This is a genomic window from Paenibacillus sp. 01T442 (genome assembly GCF_056398345.1).
Genome location: NZ_JBFTPF010000051.1, coordinates 28,371 through 43,899, shown reverse-complemented (window position 1 = coordinate 43,899; position 15,529 = coordinate 28,371). Strand labels below are relative to the sequence as shown.

The 15,529-nt window shown below is 42.3% G+C and carries 19 protein-coding genes and 1 riboswitch; of the genes, 12 read left to right on the top strand and 7 right to left on the bottom strand.

Annotation, left to right across the window (positions count from 1 at the left end):
• Positions 1-234: IS3 family transposase (locus AC1DLM_RS26410; protein ID WP_477571634.1), on the top strand; the 234-nt coding region annotated here is incomplete at its 5' end.
• Between the two features lie 67 nt (positions 235-301).
• On the opposite strand, the gene tatA is transcribed toward AC1DLM_RS26410, so the two are convergent.
• From tatA to AC1DLM_RS26390, 4 genes are all read right to left on the bottom strand, one after another.
• Complete coding sequence (tatA, locus tag AC1DLM_RS26405) at positions 302-502, bottom strand: twin-arginine translocase TatA/TatE family subunit (protein WP_171630607.1); 201 nt, start codon at positions 500-502, stop codon at positions 302-304.
• Positions 503-567: 65 nt separating this feature from the next.
• On the bottom strand, positions 568-1,308 hold the full coding sequence (gene tatC / locus AC1DLM_RS26400) for a twin-arginine translocase subunit TatC (protein WP_477571633.1): 741 nt from the start codon (positions 1,306-1,308) through the stop codon (positions 568-570).
• Between the two features lie 40 nt (positions 1,309-1,348).
• Positions 1,349-3,070, bottom strand: coding sequence for a GMC family oxidoreductase (locus tag AC1DLM_RS26395; protein ID WP_441992226.1), 1,722 nt, complete (start codon positions 3,068-3,070; stop codon positions 1,349-1,351).
• 32 nt (positions 3,071-3,102) lie between these two features.
• Entirely contained in the window at positions 3,103-3,879 is a 777-nt protein-coding gene (locus AC1DLM_RS26390; protein ID WP_441992225.1) for a gluconate 2-dehydrogenase subunit 3 family protein, read from the bottom strand.
• A 176-nt stretch (positions 3,880-4,055) separates the two neighbouring features.
• On the opposite strand from AC1DLM_RS26390, the gene AC1DLM_RS26385 reads away from it, so the two are divergent.
• The 4 genes from AC1DLM_RS26385 to AC1DLM_RS26370 all read left to right on the top strand — a co-directional run bounded on the left by AC1DLM_RS26385 (position 4,056) and on the right by AC1DLM_RS26370 (position 6,407).
• A complete protein-coding gene (locus AC1DLM_RS26385) occupies positions 4,056-4,418 on the top strand; it encodes a c-type cytochrome (RefSeq protein WP_441992224.1) in 363 nt (120 codons plus the stop codon).
• A 167-nt stretch (positions 4,419-4,585) separates the two neighbouring features.
• The gene (locus AC1DLM_RS26380) at positions 4,586-5,185 is read left to right on the top strand and encodes a DUF2238 domain-containing protein (RefSeq protein WP_441992223.1); all 600 of its coding nucleotides are present in this window, start codon (positions 4,586-4,588) and stop codon (positions 5,183-5,185) included.
• A 75-nt stretch (positions 5,186-5,260) separates the two neighbouring features.
• Positions 5,261-5,605 carry a zinc ribbon domain-containing protein YjdM gene (locus AC1DLM_RS26375; protein ID WP_441992222.1) on the top strand — a complete coding sequence of 115 codons (345 nt, stop codon included), beginning with the start codon at positions 5,261-5,263 and terminating at the stop codon, positions 5,603-5,605.
• Positions 5,606-5,975: 370 nt separating this feature from the next.
• Positions 5,976-6,407, top strand: coding sequence for a hypothetical protein (locus AC1DLM_RS26370; protein ID WP_441992221.1), 432 nt, complete (start codon positions 5,976-5,978; stop codon positions 6,405-6,407).
• A 236-nt stretch (positions 6,408-6,643) separates the two neighbouring features.
• Here the strand turns inward: AC1DLM_RS26370 and AC1DLM_RS26365 are convergent, their stop codons facing one another.
• Positions 6,644-7,174: a DUF84 family protein gene (locus tag AC1DLM_RS26365; RefSeq protein WP_477571632.1), complete on the bottom strand. Its 531-nt coding sequence runs from the start codon at positions 7,172-7,174 to the stop codon at positions 6,644-6,646.
• A 656-nt stretch (positions 7,175-7,830) separates the two neighbouring features.
• Here AC1DLM_RS26365 and AC1DLM_RS26360 point away from each other — a divergent pair.
• Genes AC1DLM_RS26360 through AC1DLM_RS26350 form a run of 3 tightly spaced genes read left to right on the top strand, consistent with a single transcriptional unit; the run spans position 7,831 to position 9,591 of the window.
• Complete coding sequence (locus tag AC1DLM_RS26360) at positions 7,831-8,355, top strand: hypothetical protein (protein ID WP_441992219.1); 525 nt, start codon at positions 7,831-7,833, stop codon at positions 8,353-8,355.
• The gene (locus AC1DLM_RS26355; RefSeq protein ID WP_441992218.1) at positions 8,352-9,149 is read left to right on the top strand and encodes a hypothetical protein; all 798 of its coding nucleotides are present in this window, start codon (positions 8,352-8,354) and stop codon (positions 9,147-9,149) included. Before AC1DLM_RS26360 ends, AC1DLM_RS26355 begins: the two co-directional genes overlap by 4 nt.
• Positions 9,136-9,591 (top strand): hypothetical protein, encoded by a 456-nt coding sequence (locus AC1DLM_RS26350; protein WP_441992217.1) that lies wholly within the window; start codon positions 9,136-9,138, stop codon positions 9,589-9,591. The genes AC1DLM_RS26355 and AC1DLM_RS26350 overlap by 14 nt, the downstream gene beginning before the upstream one ends.
• Before the next feature lie 117 nt (positions 9,592-9,708).
• Here AC1DLM_RS26350 and AC1DLM_RS26345 read toward each other — a convergent pair whose 3' ends face one another.
• Positions 9,709-11,160 (bottom strand): hypothetical protein, encoded by a 1,452-nt coding sequence (locus AC1DLM_RS26345; RefSeq protein WP_477571631.1) that lies wholly within the window; start codon positions 11,158-11,160, stop codon positions 9,709-9,711.
• Positions 11,161-11,328: 168 nt separating this feature from the next.
• Positions 11,329-11,463: riboswitch (cyclic di-AMP (ydaO/yuaA leader) on the top strand.
• Between the two features lie 5 nt (positions 11,464-11,468).
• Here AC1DLM_RS26345 and AC1DLM_RS26340 point away from each other — a divergent pair.
• The 4 genes from AC1DLM_RS26340 (at position 11,469) to AC1DLM_RS26325 (ending at position 14,539) form a co-directional block, all read left to right on the top strand.
• On the top strand, positions 11,469-12,119 hold the full coding sequence (locus tag AC1DLM_RS26340) for a CAP domain-containing protein (RefSeq protein WP_441992215.1): 651 nt from the start codon (positions 11,469-11,471) through the stop codon (positions 12,117-12,119).
• A 244-nt stretch (positions 12,120-12,363) separates the two neighbouring features.
• Positions 12,364-12,819, top strand: a complete 456-nt coding sequence (locus tag AC1DLM_RS26335) for an SRPBCC family protein (protein WP_441992214.1) — start codon at positions 12,364-12,366, stop codon at positions 12,817-12,819.
• 29 nt (positions 12,820-12,848) lie between these two features.
• Positions 12,849-13,280, top strand: a complete 432-nt coding sequence (locus AC1DLM_RS26330) for a group-specific protein (protein WP_441992213.1) — start codon at positions 12,849-12,851, stop codon at positions 13,278-13,280.
• A 245-nt stretch (positions 13,281-13,525) separates the two neighbouring features.
• The gene (locus tag AC1DLM_RS26325) at positions 13,526-14,539 is read left to right on the top strand and encodes a hypothetical protein (protein ID WP_441992212.1); all 1,014 of its coding nucleotides are present in this window, start codon (positions 13,526-13,528) and stop codon (positions 14,537-14,539) included.
• Between the two features lie 32 nt (positions 14,540-14,571).
• Here AC1DLM_RS26325 and AC1DLM_RS26320 read toward each other — a convergent pair whose 3' ends face one another.
• A complete protein-coding gene (locus AC1DLM_RS26320) occupies positions 14,572-15,471 on the bottom strand; it encodes a helix-turn-helix transcriptional regulator (protein ID WP_441992211.1) in 900 nt (299 codons plus the stop codon).
• Positions 15,472-15,529 lie beyond the last annotated feature (58 nt).

Here is a 15,529-nt window from a genome sequence, read left to right as displayed (position 1 = left end):
ATGAGTCGGAAAGGTAACTGCTATGACAATGCTTGCATCGAATCTTTTCATAGTGTACTAAAGAAAGAGTTTGTTTATTGTACGAGATTTTTGACCAAAGCCCAAGCACAACAAGATATGTTCGAATACATTGAACTTTTTTACAATCGAAAAAGGATCCATGGTTCTTTGGGTTACCTTTCACCCGTTCGATTTGAAGAAAACTATTACAAGAGTGTTGCTGAATTCTCTTAACGAGTGTCTACTTTCTTGACAGAGGTCCAAAAACATCACTCCAGATGCAGTTATGTGGAAGCCGCCTCTATAGAGGCGGCTTTTTGCCTTCATTTTCGATCAAATGGTCATGTTCGCCTTCTTCCATGATATTCCGAGTTGAGTTACGGAACTCACGAAGCGTATCTCCGAATGCACGGCCGAGCTGCGGCAGCTTAGAAGGTCCGAAGACAATTAAAGCGATAGCCAGAATTAAGATTAATCCTGATACTCCAATATTGTTAAACATTGCGATCATCCTCTTTTCTTTGTCTTTTCTTTACTTTTTGTCTTTTCTTTTACTGTTCTTTTTTCTTACTCTTCAATCAGGTTCAATTTCGCAACACGCTGCATAGCTCGCCATTGCCAGCCGGCAACCAATACGCTGATTTCAAATAGGAGTATTAACGGCACAGTGACCGATAAGTGTGAAATCATATCAGGCGGCGAGATGCACGAGCCGGTGATGGTAAGCGCGATATAGGCGTATTTCCTAGACATTTTCAGAATCTGAGGCGTTAAGAGCCCTATTTTCGTTAAAAAAAGGAGAACCACAGGCAGCTCAAACGCGATGGCCATCGGAATAACAATTTGAAACAAGAAAGCAAAATATCGATCAATTCCATACGTCTCAACGGCGCCAATTGATTGATTCATACGGATCATAAAGCGCATCATCATAGGGAAAACGACCCAATAACTGAACGAAACCCCGATGATGAATAACGCAAAAGCGACTGGTATGTAGGGAAGTGCGTTCCTGGATTCGGTTTCGGTAAGACCTGGCTTCACGAACACCCATGCTTGGTAGAGAACGACGGKTACCGTAAATAAAGCGGCGAACAGAAACGCACATTTCATATAAATCATCAGCCCATCCGTGAACGAAAATACATTCCACTTGATTTCTCCGATCAATGGCTGTGATTTCAAGTACAGAAGGATATCAGACGAGAGATACAAGCCAACACACAGCGTGACAATGAACCAGGCGAACACGATGAGCAATCGCTTGCGAACCTCTGTCAAATGTAAGATCCAATCTTCTTGCTCCATGTGATTCCTCCTTTATCATGAAACGTGTGGGCTGTCCGCATTAAACGACACTTCCACCTTGTTTCAAATATTTGGCAATACCGTCCACAGCGCGGTAAGCCAACGCGCCAACTGTACCTGTTGGATTGTAGCCACTGTTGTGAGCGAAAGCGGAAGCGCCTACGACGAACACATTTTCGGCATCCCACATTTGCAAATACGAGTTAACCGCAGAAGTGGAAGGATCTGACCCCATAATTACGCCGCCTGTATTGTGGGTCGATTGATACGGAACAATGTTGTACGCTGCTAACGTATCCGATGACCCTATGGTCGTTGGGTTCATTTCTTTCATAATTTCTGCCGCTTTACCAGCAACGAATTTGATCATTTGCCGATCCTGCTCTTCAAAATCGAAGGTGATCCGTGGCAGTGGCAGACCATAAGCATCCTTATAAGTCGGATCCAAATCCACATAATGATGTTTCCATGGCATGCTGCTGCCCTGAGGCGAGACAGATAGAACACTGTTCGCATACTTCAGCGACTTCTGTTTAAAATCTTTTCCCCAAGAAGGTGTACCCTTGGGAACAGAGTTATTTGCAATCGGACGTTGGCCGGTTTGCGAAATCCGGATACCAGCGCCATGGATGAAATTCAGATTCGTATGGTCGAAATTATCTCCATTGAAATCAGGAATTTCCATGCCGAGAGAACCAGCTCCCGCGTACAAGTTGAACTGCTTTTCATCGAAAAAGCCTGTCGCACTCCCGCCGTTCGTTTGGTAGCAGTAATTTTTACCAATAACTCCCTTTCCTGTGGCAGGATCGTAAGGTTTACCCAGTTTGGAAGTGAGCAGAAGCTTAATGTTGTTAAATACATAGCTGGCCATGATGACGACATCCGCGGGCTGCTCGAATTGCTCTCCTGTAACGGTATTCACGTATACAACGCCGCTCGCTTTTTTACCATCGTTCAGGACCTGAGTCACGTTGGAGTAAGAGCGTAACTCGAAATTGCCGGATTTCTGTGCAATGGGGAGCGAGGTTACGATCACATCCGCTTTGGCCCCATACTCACAACCAAACCGTTCGCAATAACCGCAATATTGACAGGCTGCACGGGTAATGCCATCAGGGTTCGTATATTGTTCCGACAAGTTTGCCGAAGGCATCATATAGGGATGGTACCCGAGTTTTTTGGTCGCATCTTCGAACAATTTCAAGATCGGCGTTTTCACCATCGGTTTGGTCGGGAACGGAGCGGAACGCTTGCCTACAAGTGGATTCTGCTCAGTATCACCAGAAATACCAGCCAATTTCTCGAATTTATCGAAATAGGGCTCTAACGTGTCATACGTGATGCCCCAATCCTGGATCATCATGCCTTCAGGAATTTTCTGCTTCCCATAGCGTTCCACAGTTTTACTATAAATCTCGAAATCATAAGGGAGAAACCGATAGGTTTGTCCATTCCAATGAACACTTGCACCGCCGAGACCTTCACCGAGCAGAAAGGAGCCGTACTCTCGCATCGGCACAGCGGCCATTTTCTCCGTATTGCGAAATGTAACGGTTTCTTTGGACAAATCCTGCATAAGATCATAGCGAGAAGCGTAACGTAGCTCATCATGCACCATATAGTAGTCTGCTGTACTGCGCGGCTTTCCGCGCTCTAAGCCAACTACTTTAACTCCTTGTTTCGTTAATTCTGCGGCGATAATTCCCCCGACCCATCCCATTCCTACAATGACAACGGGGACTTTCGGCATTTTAGTAGCCATCAACGTATTCCTTCCTTCGTGAAATTTGTTCTTTAATGAGCAAAATGATCGTGTAAGCTGCGAGGCTCCATGACGACAAATTGATCTTTATCTATCATGTTCGTATAGGTCATTTGGTTGCCGGGGTAATTACGCATTTTCCAGCCAGCCATATTCTTATTCCCGCCGTACAAGGGATCGGAGTAGACACCTTCCATCACAAGTACACGGAATTGGTTGAAAAAGGTTTTACCTGTAATTCCATTTACGACGCTGATTTCACCTTTTTCCATGGAGGTCAGAATCGCATCTTGTTCTTCAGGTTTAATATCTACGAAGCCTTTCGTATATTTGGTTTTGGCTGTTTCTTCAAGACTATGTAGCCCCATTGTAATGAGTTCATGACGTTGAATGCTGAGGTAATCCCCCTGTGTGACTTCACCTTTCACAAAAGGCCCCATCCGATAGGTGCGGGCATTCACACCCCAAGGACTGGCTAGCTGATGGTCAATAAAAAAAGCAACGCCTAGTTCTGCAGCTCCTGGTCCGCTGTCGTCCTTAGGAAAGATGCGCTCTGCTGCGGCTTCAGTAATTTGCAGTTGGGATTGATTGAAGAACATCGGCGCTTGATTGTAATCAGCCGTGACTTGTGGTTTCGGACTTACGGAAGGCGAAGGAGAAGTCTGGGTAGTATCTTTCTTAAACCCTCCAGATACTGCGCTTCCAATGACGCCACCAACCACGACGCCACCAATGGCAGTTCCGGTGTACTTGAGAAAACGGCGACGTGAGTGATCAGGCGTATGATTGTGCGTGTTTTTGTCAGCCAACTTGTCATACCTCCATGGAATTTTATGTACTTCTGGGTAGTTATGGATATGTTGATCTGTAAGTGTATTTCCTATGCATGAGTTGCATGAAAATATGGAAACGGGGGAAATGTAGTGGTAGGTTTCCGATTTCTATAAATGGTTTTGAACCTATGAATGTGAGGAGAAGCATACTCATGAACACAAAGATCGTAGTCCTCACCCTTTTGCTTGCTGGAGCGTTATCGGCTTGCGGTAAAAGTAATACAACACCTAGCCCAAGTGCAGGAACAACAACCGCGCCAACAGCATCAGCAAGTACAGGAACAACGACTAAAGCTGATGCACAGACGGTATTTAAGGCCAATTGTGTCAGCTGTCATGGCGCCAATTTGGAGGGTTTAGTCGGACCGAATCTCCAGAAGGTTGGTGGAAAGTACTCGAAGGAACAACTCACCGCGATCATCGCGAATGGGAAGGGTGCAATGCCTGCTTTTAAAGGAAAGCTATCCGATGATGAAATCAGTTCGTTATCTACATGGCTTGCAGACAAAAAATAGTCAGGAATGAAACCCGCCCTTCGCTGTAAAACGGCTAGGCGGGATTTTTATTTCGTGATTAAAGAGACATTCATTTCGTTTAAAAAAGGGCATAGGATAAATAAGTAATTGGAAAAATACCCGATAAAGGTGCTTCCTTTTCAATAAGCAATAGGGAGATGAACCAGATGAAGGGCAAAGATCGGTGGAATGATCTCTTTGAGTTTGCCATGTATGTACTGGCAGGAGGTTGCTTTGTTTACTTTCTTGTGAAAGGAAACTGGGGGAAAATGTTCCAGGCGGTGCTCATTGTGGCTGTACTTCAACTCATTCGACTCGTCGTCAAATGGACGAAGACGACCCTATTTACATCGCTGCGTTTCTGTGTGCTGTTGTTTATTTTTGTCACGATGTTCCTTGCGAATGAATTCGGCTATTACGGCGTCATCCCTTATCTAGATAAAATCGAGCATCTCTTCTCGGGCGTGATCCTCTGTTTCATCGGTTTATTGATATATAGCAAAGCATCGAATCATCAAGAGGGGGTTGAACCACCTTCACCGCATGTCGCGGTGTGGCTGTGCTTGTTCTTTTCCATTGCGATGGCTGGAGTTTGGGAGATATATGAATTCGCGACAGACCATCTCTTCGGGCTTGATTCACAGAATGGCAGCCTGCTCGATACGATGACAGACATCATTTGTGGAACAATAGGGGCGATTTTGACGGCTTGTTATTTGGCGTTGAAAGCTAAGAATCGGTCACTTCCTTTGGTGAATATAAGATAATTTTGGCAGAACTTACCTTGTCATTTCGCTTCGTTTGTGGCACTATTAGCACTATTGAATGGAGGAATTGACAGCATGGAAGAGTTGCCTAATTGCCCGAAATGCCAATCTGCTTATACGTATGAAGATGGAAATTTACTGGTGTGCCCGGAGTGTGCGCATGAGTGGTCTTCATCAGTCAGTGAAGTTGAGAATGGCGATGATCAGAAAGTGGTCAAAGACGCGAACGGTAATGTATTGAAAGATGGGGATTCCGTTACGGTCATCAAAGATTTGAAAGTCAAAGGGACTTCATCCGTTATCAAAATGGGTACAAAAGTGAAAAACATTCGCTTAGTCGAAGGCGATCATGATATTGATTGTAAAATCGATGATTTCGGAGCAATGAAATTAAAGTCGGAGTTTGTTAAAAAGATGTAAGAGGGGGATCCGTACGACGTGCGGGTCTTTTTTCTTTGAATAAGGGATAGTTTAGCATCGTGTGACTCATCTTAAATAGAGCAGGATTGATAAGGGTGATCGACAGAGGAGGGGATTCGTTGCAACTATTTCATCTTAGTTACATTCTCTTGTTTAGCGCCGTGCTCGCGGCTGGAACGATCGGAGTCGCTTGGTTTGTATTTCATAAGCGGAAAAGGAAAGCTCGTTAAACTTTAAAAGTCGAATGTTGCTCGTTGGAGCTTATGAAGCTCTAGCGGGCTTTTTATTTTTTGGATTATTTGTTCCATACCAGGCATAAAAAGGGAATAGGAGGCTTTTCGCGAATACTATTTATGGAGGGGGGCTAACTGTGAAACTATACGAACGATCATTAAAATCTCAACTTGTTAGTGTTTGTATTTTTTTCTTCTTATCTTTGGTACAACTAATCATTAATATTGGAGACCATCGCCCAGTTGGTTTTATTGTTATTTTCAGTTTTTGTCTTGGACTATTTCTCATTCTAGCTGTCATTATTAGTATAGATCTCATCCAAAAAGACGCGGAGAAAATAGTGGCTAAAGTAGAATTTATCGAAGAATTCCGTATTCATATTCGAAAACCAAATGGAAAGTTAATGAAAGTGCGTGTAAAAGCAAGAGAATATGAAAAATTTCATCTCAATCAATCTATCGAATTACTGGTGGGTAAACGTACTAGTGCCTTGCTCACAATCAAAAGTTTGGAGTATGAATCTAATGACGTTTCTCAAGCAGACGTTAGTACTACGGAGGACGTATGAAGCGAGTACGAAAACTTCGATATTCATATAACCAAAGATGAGCAATTTACGGTATTTCATGATTGGACGCTGGACTGTCGGACGAATGTCAAAGGGCAGTCRAAAGACTACCGGCGGAATATGGACCGAATCGGATTAACCGCATTGCACCTATCTATAAGTGAAACAAAGAGGGCACCTGCTAGTAGAATCTTCTACTTGCTGGCTGCCCTCTTTCACTTTACCTTGGCCTACTTTTACTTATAAAACGTGGATTGAAAAGGTGTCAGTGCTGCAATGACCGCATCCCGAAATATATCACTTYGTGTAATTCGACCATTCGTAAATAGACCATAAGCGCCTTCTTTGTGATTACTCCCGACCGTGCTGCTCAGTTCATCTATGATGTGGCGCAGCTCGGTTCCACCTTGCATTAATTTCTCTCCAATTTCTTTGGGAATGGGGAAATATAAACCTTTGCCGACATAGAGCTGATTTCCATCCCAAGCGGCGCAAACAGAGAAGAGATACCACTGCCTCGTATGGATGCTGTCGAATGTAAGGCCACCCTCAAGTCCAAGTCCAAAGTTGGCTTCAGGCTCTGCCTCAAGCACATTTTTGGCCCGCGTGATCGCACCAAGAATGGTTTCATCTTCCGTCATTGGCTGGTCAGATACACCAGAAGGGACAGCGTGACAAATCGGTTCTATCCCCGTAGCCACTACCACAGCAGCCCGCTTTGCTTGATTGTTCGTACCTAAAGCAATTCTTACATCTTTGTCAAACATTTGACATCACTCCTAACTTTCCTAAAACAGATCAACAGAAACAATAAGTTCTAGTATATCATGTTTTGATTTCTATTAAGATTAGTAGCAAGGTGTGCCTTTTCTAATCAGTACTAAATGTGTGCAAAGTTGGGCATATTTGTTAAAAACATGTGTTGATGAAGGGGACAATGGTGCTGCAAGCATGGGAAAAATTCTGCTCATTACATTTTATATCCTTACCATCATTACCTTTTTCGTTATAAAGCGAAGGTTGCAACTGTTTGAAACAATCTTCTGCTGGTTAATTGTACTTTTACTGCATGGTGTCTACTTTATGATTATCACCTTGAATTATCAGTTATTGATTCCTTCACCTCGGTTATCGGATATCATCTTTAGAATCATATATCAACAAGTGATTACGCCGATTATAGTGATATGGGCCATAGAGCAGTTTGTAAAAATACGTGGATTATTGTACAAGACGTTGTCCATCTTTATTTTCTCAATCTTTCATGTGGTATTGAAATTTTGCATGCAAAACTTAGGAATTGTTCACTACTCTGAACAGTGGAGAGTATCTTGGTCATATTTGGAAAGTGTCTTGCTCCTTATTTGTACAGGACTTGCACTACTATTGTATCGTTTAGTTATGCGAAAGGAAGGAATACCATTTGAGTCACCTTGATGTGCTATTGCAAAGGAATACGATATTTACACTCGTTTGTCTCGTGTTAAGTTATGGTTTTATGTGGTTTCTGCCAAGTAACATGCCAAAATCTGTGAGTATCATTATGATGCTTTTCAGTCTGAATACGGCCAAAAATTTGGATACGATCATTGCCGTACCACCGTTTGACCTCTATAACACGAATATTTATCCGTATTTCGATTTTGCAGATATTCTAACATGGTCTTTATATCCTGTCTTTGGTTATTTTTTTGCTTATTACTACATCAGGTTCCGTATTCGTGGGTTGATGATTCCTTTCTATATATTAGGTTGTTCATTAATAGGAACAGCCTATGAATCTTTAAATGTTTATTTTGATGTATTTCAGTACCTACACTGGAAATTAAGCTATTCTTTTTGCGTGTATCTCATCGTGCAGACGCTGTGTGTTCTTGTATTTACAAAGCTGAAAAAGCATTGGATTGATCAAAAATCTAAATCGACAAGGAGAATCGATCGAACTTGAGTTCTGTACAAGAGCATCCGCCACGGAGACAGCAAGCTTTATTAAGTCTGGACGGTTTAACTAGCCTGCGTTGGCAGGATCCGAAGATAATAGCGTGGTGGTCAGCTTCCTTTCCTGGATTCGGTCATTTCCTGCTCCATCAATTTATACGCGGATTTCTGTTATCAACATGGGAAGTGGTCATCAATTCACTTGCTAGAATCAATGAGGCGATCTATTACTCCTTCAGTGGGCAATTCGAGTTGGCTGCACAAGTTATTGAGCCAAGGTGGGCATTCGCCTATGCCTTCGTTTACTTGTTCGCGATATGGGATAGTTATATCAAGGCGATCGATGCGAATAAGCAATGCCATCTGGCAAAGCTTGAAGGAGCAAGAATTACTTCCAATCTCATTAAACCTTGGACGATCACGAATATTAGCTACAAGAGACCTGGGGCAGCTATGGTCTGTTCCTTTGTTTTTCCGGGACTCGGCCATTTATATAATAACCGAATTGCTTTAGGATTCTATTGGGTACTCTGGTGGTTTATTTATTTGACCATGTCGCGATCACACGAAGCTACTCTTTATCTGATACTTGGTAAGTTATCCAAATCGACTGCACTACTAAATCCACATTGGCTATTATTCATGCCGTCAGTCATTGGAGGCTCTGTGTATGACGCATTTATGACAGCGCAAGATCATAATCGACTTTTTCGTCTAGAGCAGAAGCAATACTTAGCAGAAAAGTATCCACATTTTCCATTACGTCTGTTTGAGAAGGAGAATGACCCGCATGCTGATCATTAGTACTTTTGAGCACTCGATAGAAGTGGAGGAAGCACTAGCCGTACTTGAACAGATGGGTCTAGCTCGTAATGAAATCATGGTTATCATGATGGAAAACTATATGGACATACCCGATCATAATTACAATTCAAATCCGAACAAGAAAGCGCTGGCCTTCGAGGTTGGTATGGCAACATCCACGGCATTCACTGTCATTGGGATTAGTTTCGGCTTCATATTGTATTGGGGGCCAATTATTTGGGGAGTTATTTGCGCTATTTGCGGATTTATTGTGGGGTATTGCCTCACACGCATCATACAAACGAAGCTACTTAAACATGTTATTCGCAAAAAAGAGCGATTACCCGAGCTTGCTGTCATTATCCAATGCCATGAGGAACGATTTAAAGAGGTACAGCATGTGTTGTGGGAATACCAAGCGCTATCCGTAGGCAAATTTTAAAAATAGAACATATGACAAGCTTGAGCTTTCAAGCTTATTTTTGCTGGATTGCACGAAAAAGCAAGAGGCTAATGGATATATCCACTAGCCTCTTGCTTTTTACTAACACGCGTATTTTCATTTCATTTTAGCTAATTCATAATCAAACCATGTTCCCATCTCACCCGTAGTCAGATTCTCTATCGTATTGTTGCGATGTTTAATGAAAATGTTTCTGTTCTTATCCAAATAATAGTCGCCAAAGACATAGTCGGATAACCGTTTTGTTTCTAATTTCGTATTCAGTTTGTACAGTCCAGCTGTATCTTGCACAGCATAATCCTTATTCGAGATGCCATTCAATACGATATAGAGGCTTCCATCGGTAGATGCAGGATTGGTCAATGAAAGATTAGTTATACCTAATGCATTGACATCCAATTCATGAAGCTTTTCATTTACCATGTGAAGCGTTCCTACTTGGTCTAGCAAGCCAACGCGGGCACTACCCGAAATATAGCCACTTCGACTAGGTAATTTAGCAGAAGCAATCCACACGGTACCATCTGGATTCGGGATGACGCGGTCTAGCTTTTGATTGAAATCTTCGAGTCGGGTCACGTTCCCATTTTGAATAAGAAATGTATAGGTCGTGCCATAATTTGGACCAATAGCGGCAATCGGCAAGGTCAGATTAACGGATATGATTACCCGTTGATCGCCAGCAGGAAATGCCGCGTACGTATGGACAGGTGCTCCCCAGGCTGCCGATTCCCATACATCGGAGTCTGTAAGTGTGTATACTTTTACATTACCGTAGTACAAATCGCGATCTTTACGCACTAACTMTATTGGTTTACCAGCTAATGGATGGGGAGAACTAGAAAGTCCTTTGAAGAATTGATCTTGTTCTTCATTGTTTTTCCATTCGATTTGATAGTTGTTTTTATCCATCTTAAGCATGGATTTTGCAGGGTCCGCGGAAAGCAGGGAGTAGAAATATAGTGAACTATCATCGTCACCGATGATGGAATAGATAGCATTTTGCCCACCGACTAGCGAAAGTCCTGCATCATCACCCCATTGGATGTCAATCTGAAGAAGATCATGGACGAATCGCCAAGTCAAAGGCATATAAATCACATCTTGATACGTTAGAAAAGGGTAGGGCTCTGTTTGATTATTGATTTCTACTTGATTCATCGTAATTGGCACATCGGAAATTTGGACAGAGTAACTGCTTGCATTACTTTTGGTTGTCAGATCCTGTTCAAGCGGGTTTTGATGAATGGGTGGAGGGAAATTCCGATTTGACCAAATCTGCAATCCATCGGATTCACTCCAGTTGTATTCAATGCCGAGCGTTTGGAAATTGTTCCATGTCATGGGTAGGTAAGTGATGTCTTTATACACCAGAAACGGGTATTGGCTATGGGTAATATCCATGTCTTGACCATTGATTTGAATTGGAAAATAGGGCAGAGATGCCTTCACAGATACGCTTGCTGAAGCTTGCATGGGAAGTAACGGTAACAATCCGCTCATCAATCCGAGAATGACAATCGAGCATTTTATAGCAAATTTCTTCAAAACCATCACCCTTTTCTAAGTTAGTATTGCTACTGATTAGACGCGGGATGGTGAGAAAAGTTGTATGAATAAAGGAGGATATATCCAGATCGTGTTGTTGATGGTAAATTTTGAGTCATGATCTCACTGAATTCCCATGTTACAATCGTTGAGATCCATGCTGGATCAAAACTTAGAAGGCCGAAGCTTTTTTGAAGCACGGGGGAACCAATCTTTGGGGTGAAGTCGCGTTATGCGCGGCCGGGTGATTACTCTTTGATCCGAATCCGACAGCTAACCTCGCAGGCCGCGAAAAGGAGAGGTTTATAGTGAAACGTTACAAGAAGCTTGTAGTTACAGGAGCACTAGGTTTGACCGTCTTGATGGGGGCGAACTCAGCATTTGCTGCTACGGGAACGCACACGGTAGCAGGCAACGATACCATGTGGTTAATCTCGAAAAAATATGGCGTCAGCCTTACTTCGCTGATCAAGGCGAATCCGCAAGTATCCAACCCGAACGTGATTTGGTCGGGCATGAAGCTCAACATCCCAGGAAGCACGGGTACAACTGTTGCGACTAAACCACAGGTTACGCCAGCACCTACGCAATCCACTTTCGCTAGCCAAGTGGTTACCTTAGTCAACCAGGAGAGAACGAAGGCTGGATTGAAGCCTTTGACCAGCAATAGCGCACTTACCGCGATGGCACTGGATAAAGCGAAAGACATGTACAATAACGGCTATTTCGATCATACATCGCCAACTTACGGGTCACCTTTTGATATGATGAGCTCCTATGGCATCTCTTATTCCTACGCGGGTGAAAACATCGCCAAAGGTCAACAAACGCCTGATGCTGTCATGACAGCATGGATGAATAGTTCAGGTCATAGAGCGAATATTTTGAGTCCGAACTATACCCAAATTGGCGTGGGTTATTACAACGGTGAGTGGGTACAGGAATTTATAAGTAATTAAGTTAAGTTACGTGATAATCGTGGATTGTGGCAGTCTCCCTTGGGAGGCTGTTTTTTGTATTAACGCTTCAGTGTGGGTCACCTGTACTGCGAAGGGGAACTACGTTCCGCAACAATGGATAAAATCCAATAAATCCAACCTACTAATTGTATGTGATGGTATTATATATCATATGGATCGGCAAGGATCGTATTATGTAGCTGAAAATCTAAATTGATACAGAAAGAATATTGAGGTGCATCCCGTGATTAAGATTTTCACAGAAATCGAAATAAAAGCATCTATTGATGTTTGCTTTGACATGGCAACGAATATTGATATACATACGCGGACTGTTTGGCCACATACCAAGGAACGAGCGATAGCTGGAACGACAACAGGCATGATTAGTGGAGGGGATACAGTTACTTTTGAGGCGAGACATTTCTTCATTAGGCAAAAACACAAGTCACTCATATCGAATTATGCTCGGCCTTACCGCTTTGTTGATGAGATGTTGCAGGGTACGTTTAAAAGTATGAGGCATGAGCACGAATTTATCGATTTAGGTAATAAAACTTTGATGAAAGATACATTAACTTTTGAGGCCCCGCTGGGCTGGGTCGGATGGATCGTTGAGAGGGTTGTGTTGAGGAGATATATGACACGATTTTTGAACTATCGGAATGAGCAGTTGAAAATTTTAGCTGAGCAAAAGTAAGTAGGGAGAAGAGAAGAGAGGGGATCCAATTGAAATTCTATCTTGCATCCAGTTTCAAAAACATCGACAATGTCCGATATGTTGCGAAGCAGTTGAAGTCTATGGGATATCTTCAAACATACGATTGGACGATGCATACAGGTATCGATTCACTTCAAGAGCTCGCGGCGATTGGTGCGAAAGAGAAAGAAGCCGTATTGCGTGCAGATCTCTTCATCATCATGTTGCCAGCGGGTAAGGGAAGCCATGTTGAGTTAGGACTAGCTCTCGGAGCAGGGAAGGCTATTTTTATGTATTCTGCTAACGATGAGATGAACGATATTGACAAAACGAGTACGTTTTATCAACTGCCGGAGGTGCAGAAAATCATCGGACCGATAGACGACTTAGTCTTAACGATAAATAAAAGTTGCGATCGAACAAACATGGGGATGCCTAATTTGAGTAGTAAGGGAACGTAGGTACGCTATTTCTATGTAAAATGCTAGTATTGGMAGCTAACGGAACGTGAATGCGCTATTTGTCCATTTTCGTGGATTTTTAGCAGTTTTCGAGTAAATAGCGTACTGACGTTCCCTTTCGATACCATTCTAGCTGGTTTTGCTGTAAATAACGTCTCCTGGTTCCGTTACAAACAAAAATGGACAGTAATGTATCGATTAAATGAAGGAAGATTTCCCATAAATCTAAGCAAAGGATCGAAATCATGAATCCGAATGAATTTATAGAAACATATAACTCAAATCGAAATGAGCTCATTTATTTCAAGTGGAATGGTAAGCATGCTAATGAATTAGTTGATGAGAATATTCATTTTAGAAGAGAGCTACTTAAATACATAGAGTCAATTGATTTCAATCATATACCTGGTGAACTTTTAAGAGATTTAATCATAGCTGAATCTCAGTATGCAAAAGAATCATGGGGAATTTATCGCCATTATTATCTAATAGTTGAAAACTTACTTAATCAAACAGGTGACCTATACTTGGTTGATGTAATTATCGCAGCCTCTTTTAGCTTTGATACCTATTGCTCTACTGTGGCAGCTAACCCAACGGAGTTGGATTTTGATGCAATTATTGTTGAAATGAAAAGTAGAAAAGAAGTTTCTCAAGATGAAGTGATGCGTAAGACATTTGATATGGGTATTGATATTTTTACAAGTTACAAATCGAAACAAAGCAAAGTAGATGAGGTAGCAGATACTATTACTAGCAATACTAAAATCAGCACATTCTTGAAAATAAAAAAAATATCCAAAAGTATTTTAAAAGCTAAAGGGGTCAACAAAGTGAGCAACAAAAAAATAAAATGGATCATTATTAGTTTTGCTTTCTTCATCATCGCTGTGATTGCGGTTAAGCTTATTATGGCTTTCGGTGGAGATATGGTAGTTAGCCATAATGTGTCGACTTTTACTAGTAAATCAAATGTGAATGGTAACGTTAATCTTACGATCGGGACTTTGAAAGGTACGTATAAGGTTCATGAGTATACGATTAAAACCGCTGGAAAAGTCAGTATTCCTTATGAATCAACGGTCGAATCCGGGAATGTAACCCTGCAAGTAGTGAATAAGAATCTCGTTCAATGGGAGAAAGTAATCTCTCCATCCAGTAGTGGACTCATCGAGTTTAATGGAGTGAGTGGAAGCTACTCGATTCAACTAGTGACAGAAGAAGCAAAGAAAATAAGTGTGAAACTCAATTTAAAATAGCTGAAAATTCACTTCCCAACAATAACGTATTCTCACCAAGAAAGATGTCTGTAGGCCGTGGGAGATAAATTCGTCCATCGTTTGAATTGTTTGCTGAATTGCGACAAATCCTTGTATCCCAATTGTTCGGCGATATGCTCGATTGAATGAGTAGGGTCCATTAGCAGGAGCTTGGCTTGACGCAGCTTGATTGTGCTCAAATAATGCCGTGGGGAGACCCCATAAGCTTTGTGAAAAACCCGATTGCAATGTGCGGGACTATACCCGAGCTGCTTCGCAATAAGCGTTATTCTGAAAGGTTCCTGCCCTTTCATTGTCGTAGAGGCTTGATGCTCAATGAATGCAGCTAGCTGTGCAGCTAAGCCAGAATCGCCGGTTTGCTGACTAGAAACCACAGCCTCATCGAGTAAGACCTCGCTTAACACGGTGAAAATACGAAAGGAAGCATGCATCGTTTGCAGCTTCAGACTCAGTCCACTAGAGGTATTTTCTCTGGCTATTTGTGCGAGATCCATAAGAATGGGACGGAGTAAGCTCTCCATTTTGCTGCCAGAGGGGTGAACAATTTGCCCAATTTGATTTAATTGGTGACGAAACCAAGGATCCGTTACCTCTAAATGTACACACACGTACTCCATCATATTGCCATCGACCGCACCCAAGCTTGCATGCACTTCATTCGGAAGGATCCAAACCAAATCGCCTTGCCTTTGTACAAAATGCTTGTCGCCAACGCGCATACGCTGGGAGCCATCAATGACAAGATTCAGCTCAAACATCGGATGTTGATGCTCTGGGAATGACCACTGCGCGTTAACCTTGCGAAGATGGGCGGCAAAAATTTGGAAAGATGCCTGCACATCAGGCAGCATACTCCCATGAACGACATTTTCGAGACCAGTTGGTAACGATTCTTGTTGAAAGACTTTCATAAAAAGACTMCTTTGGAAAAGGTTATTAAGTATTGGATACGATAACTATCTCACTTAA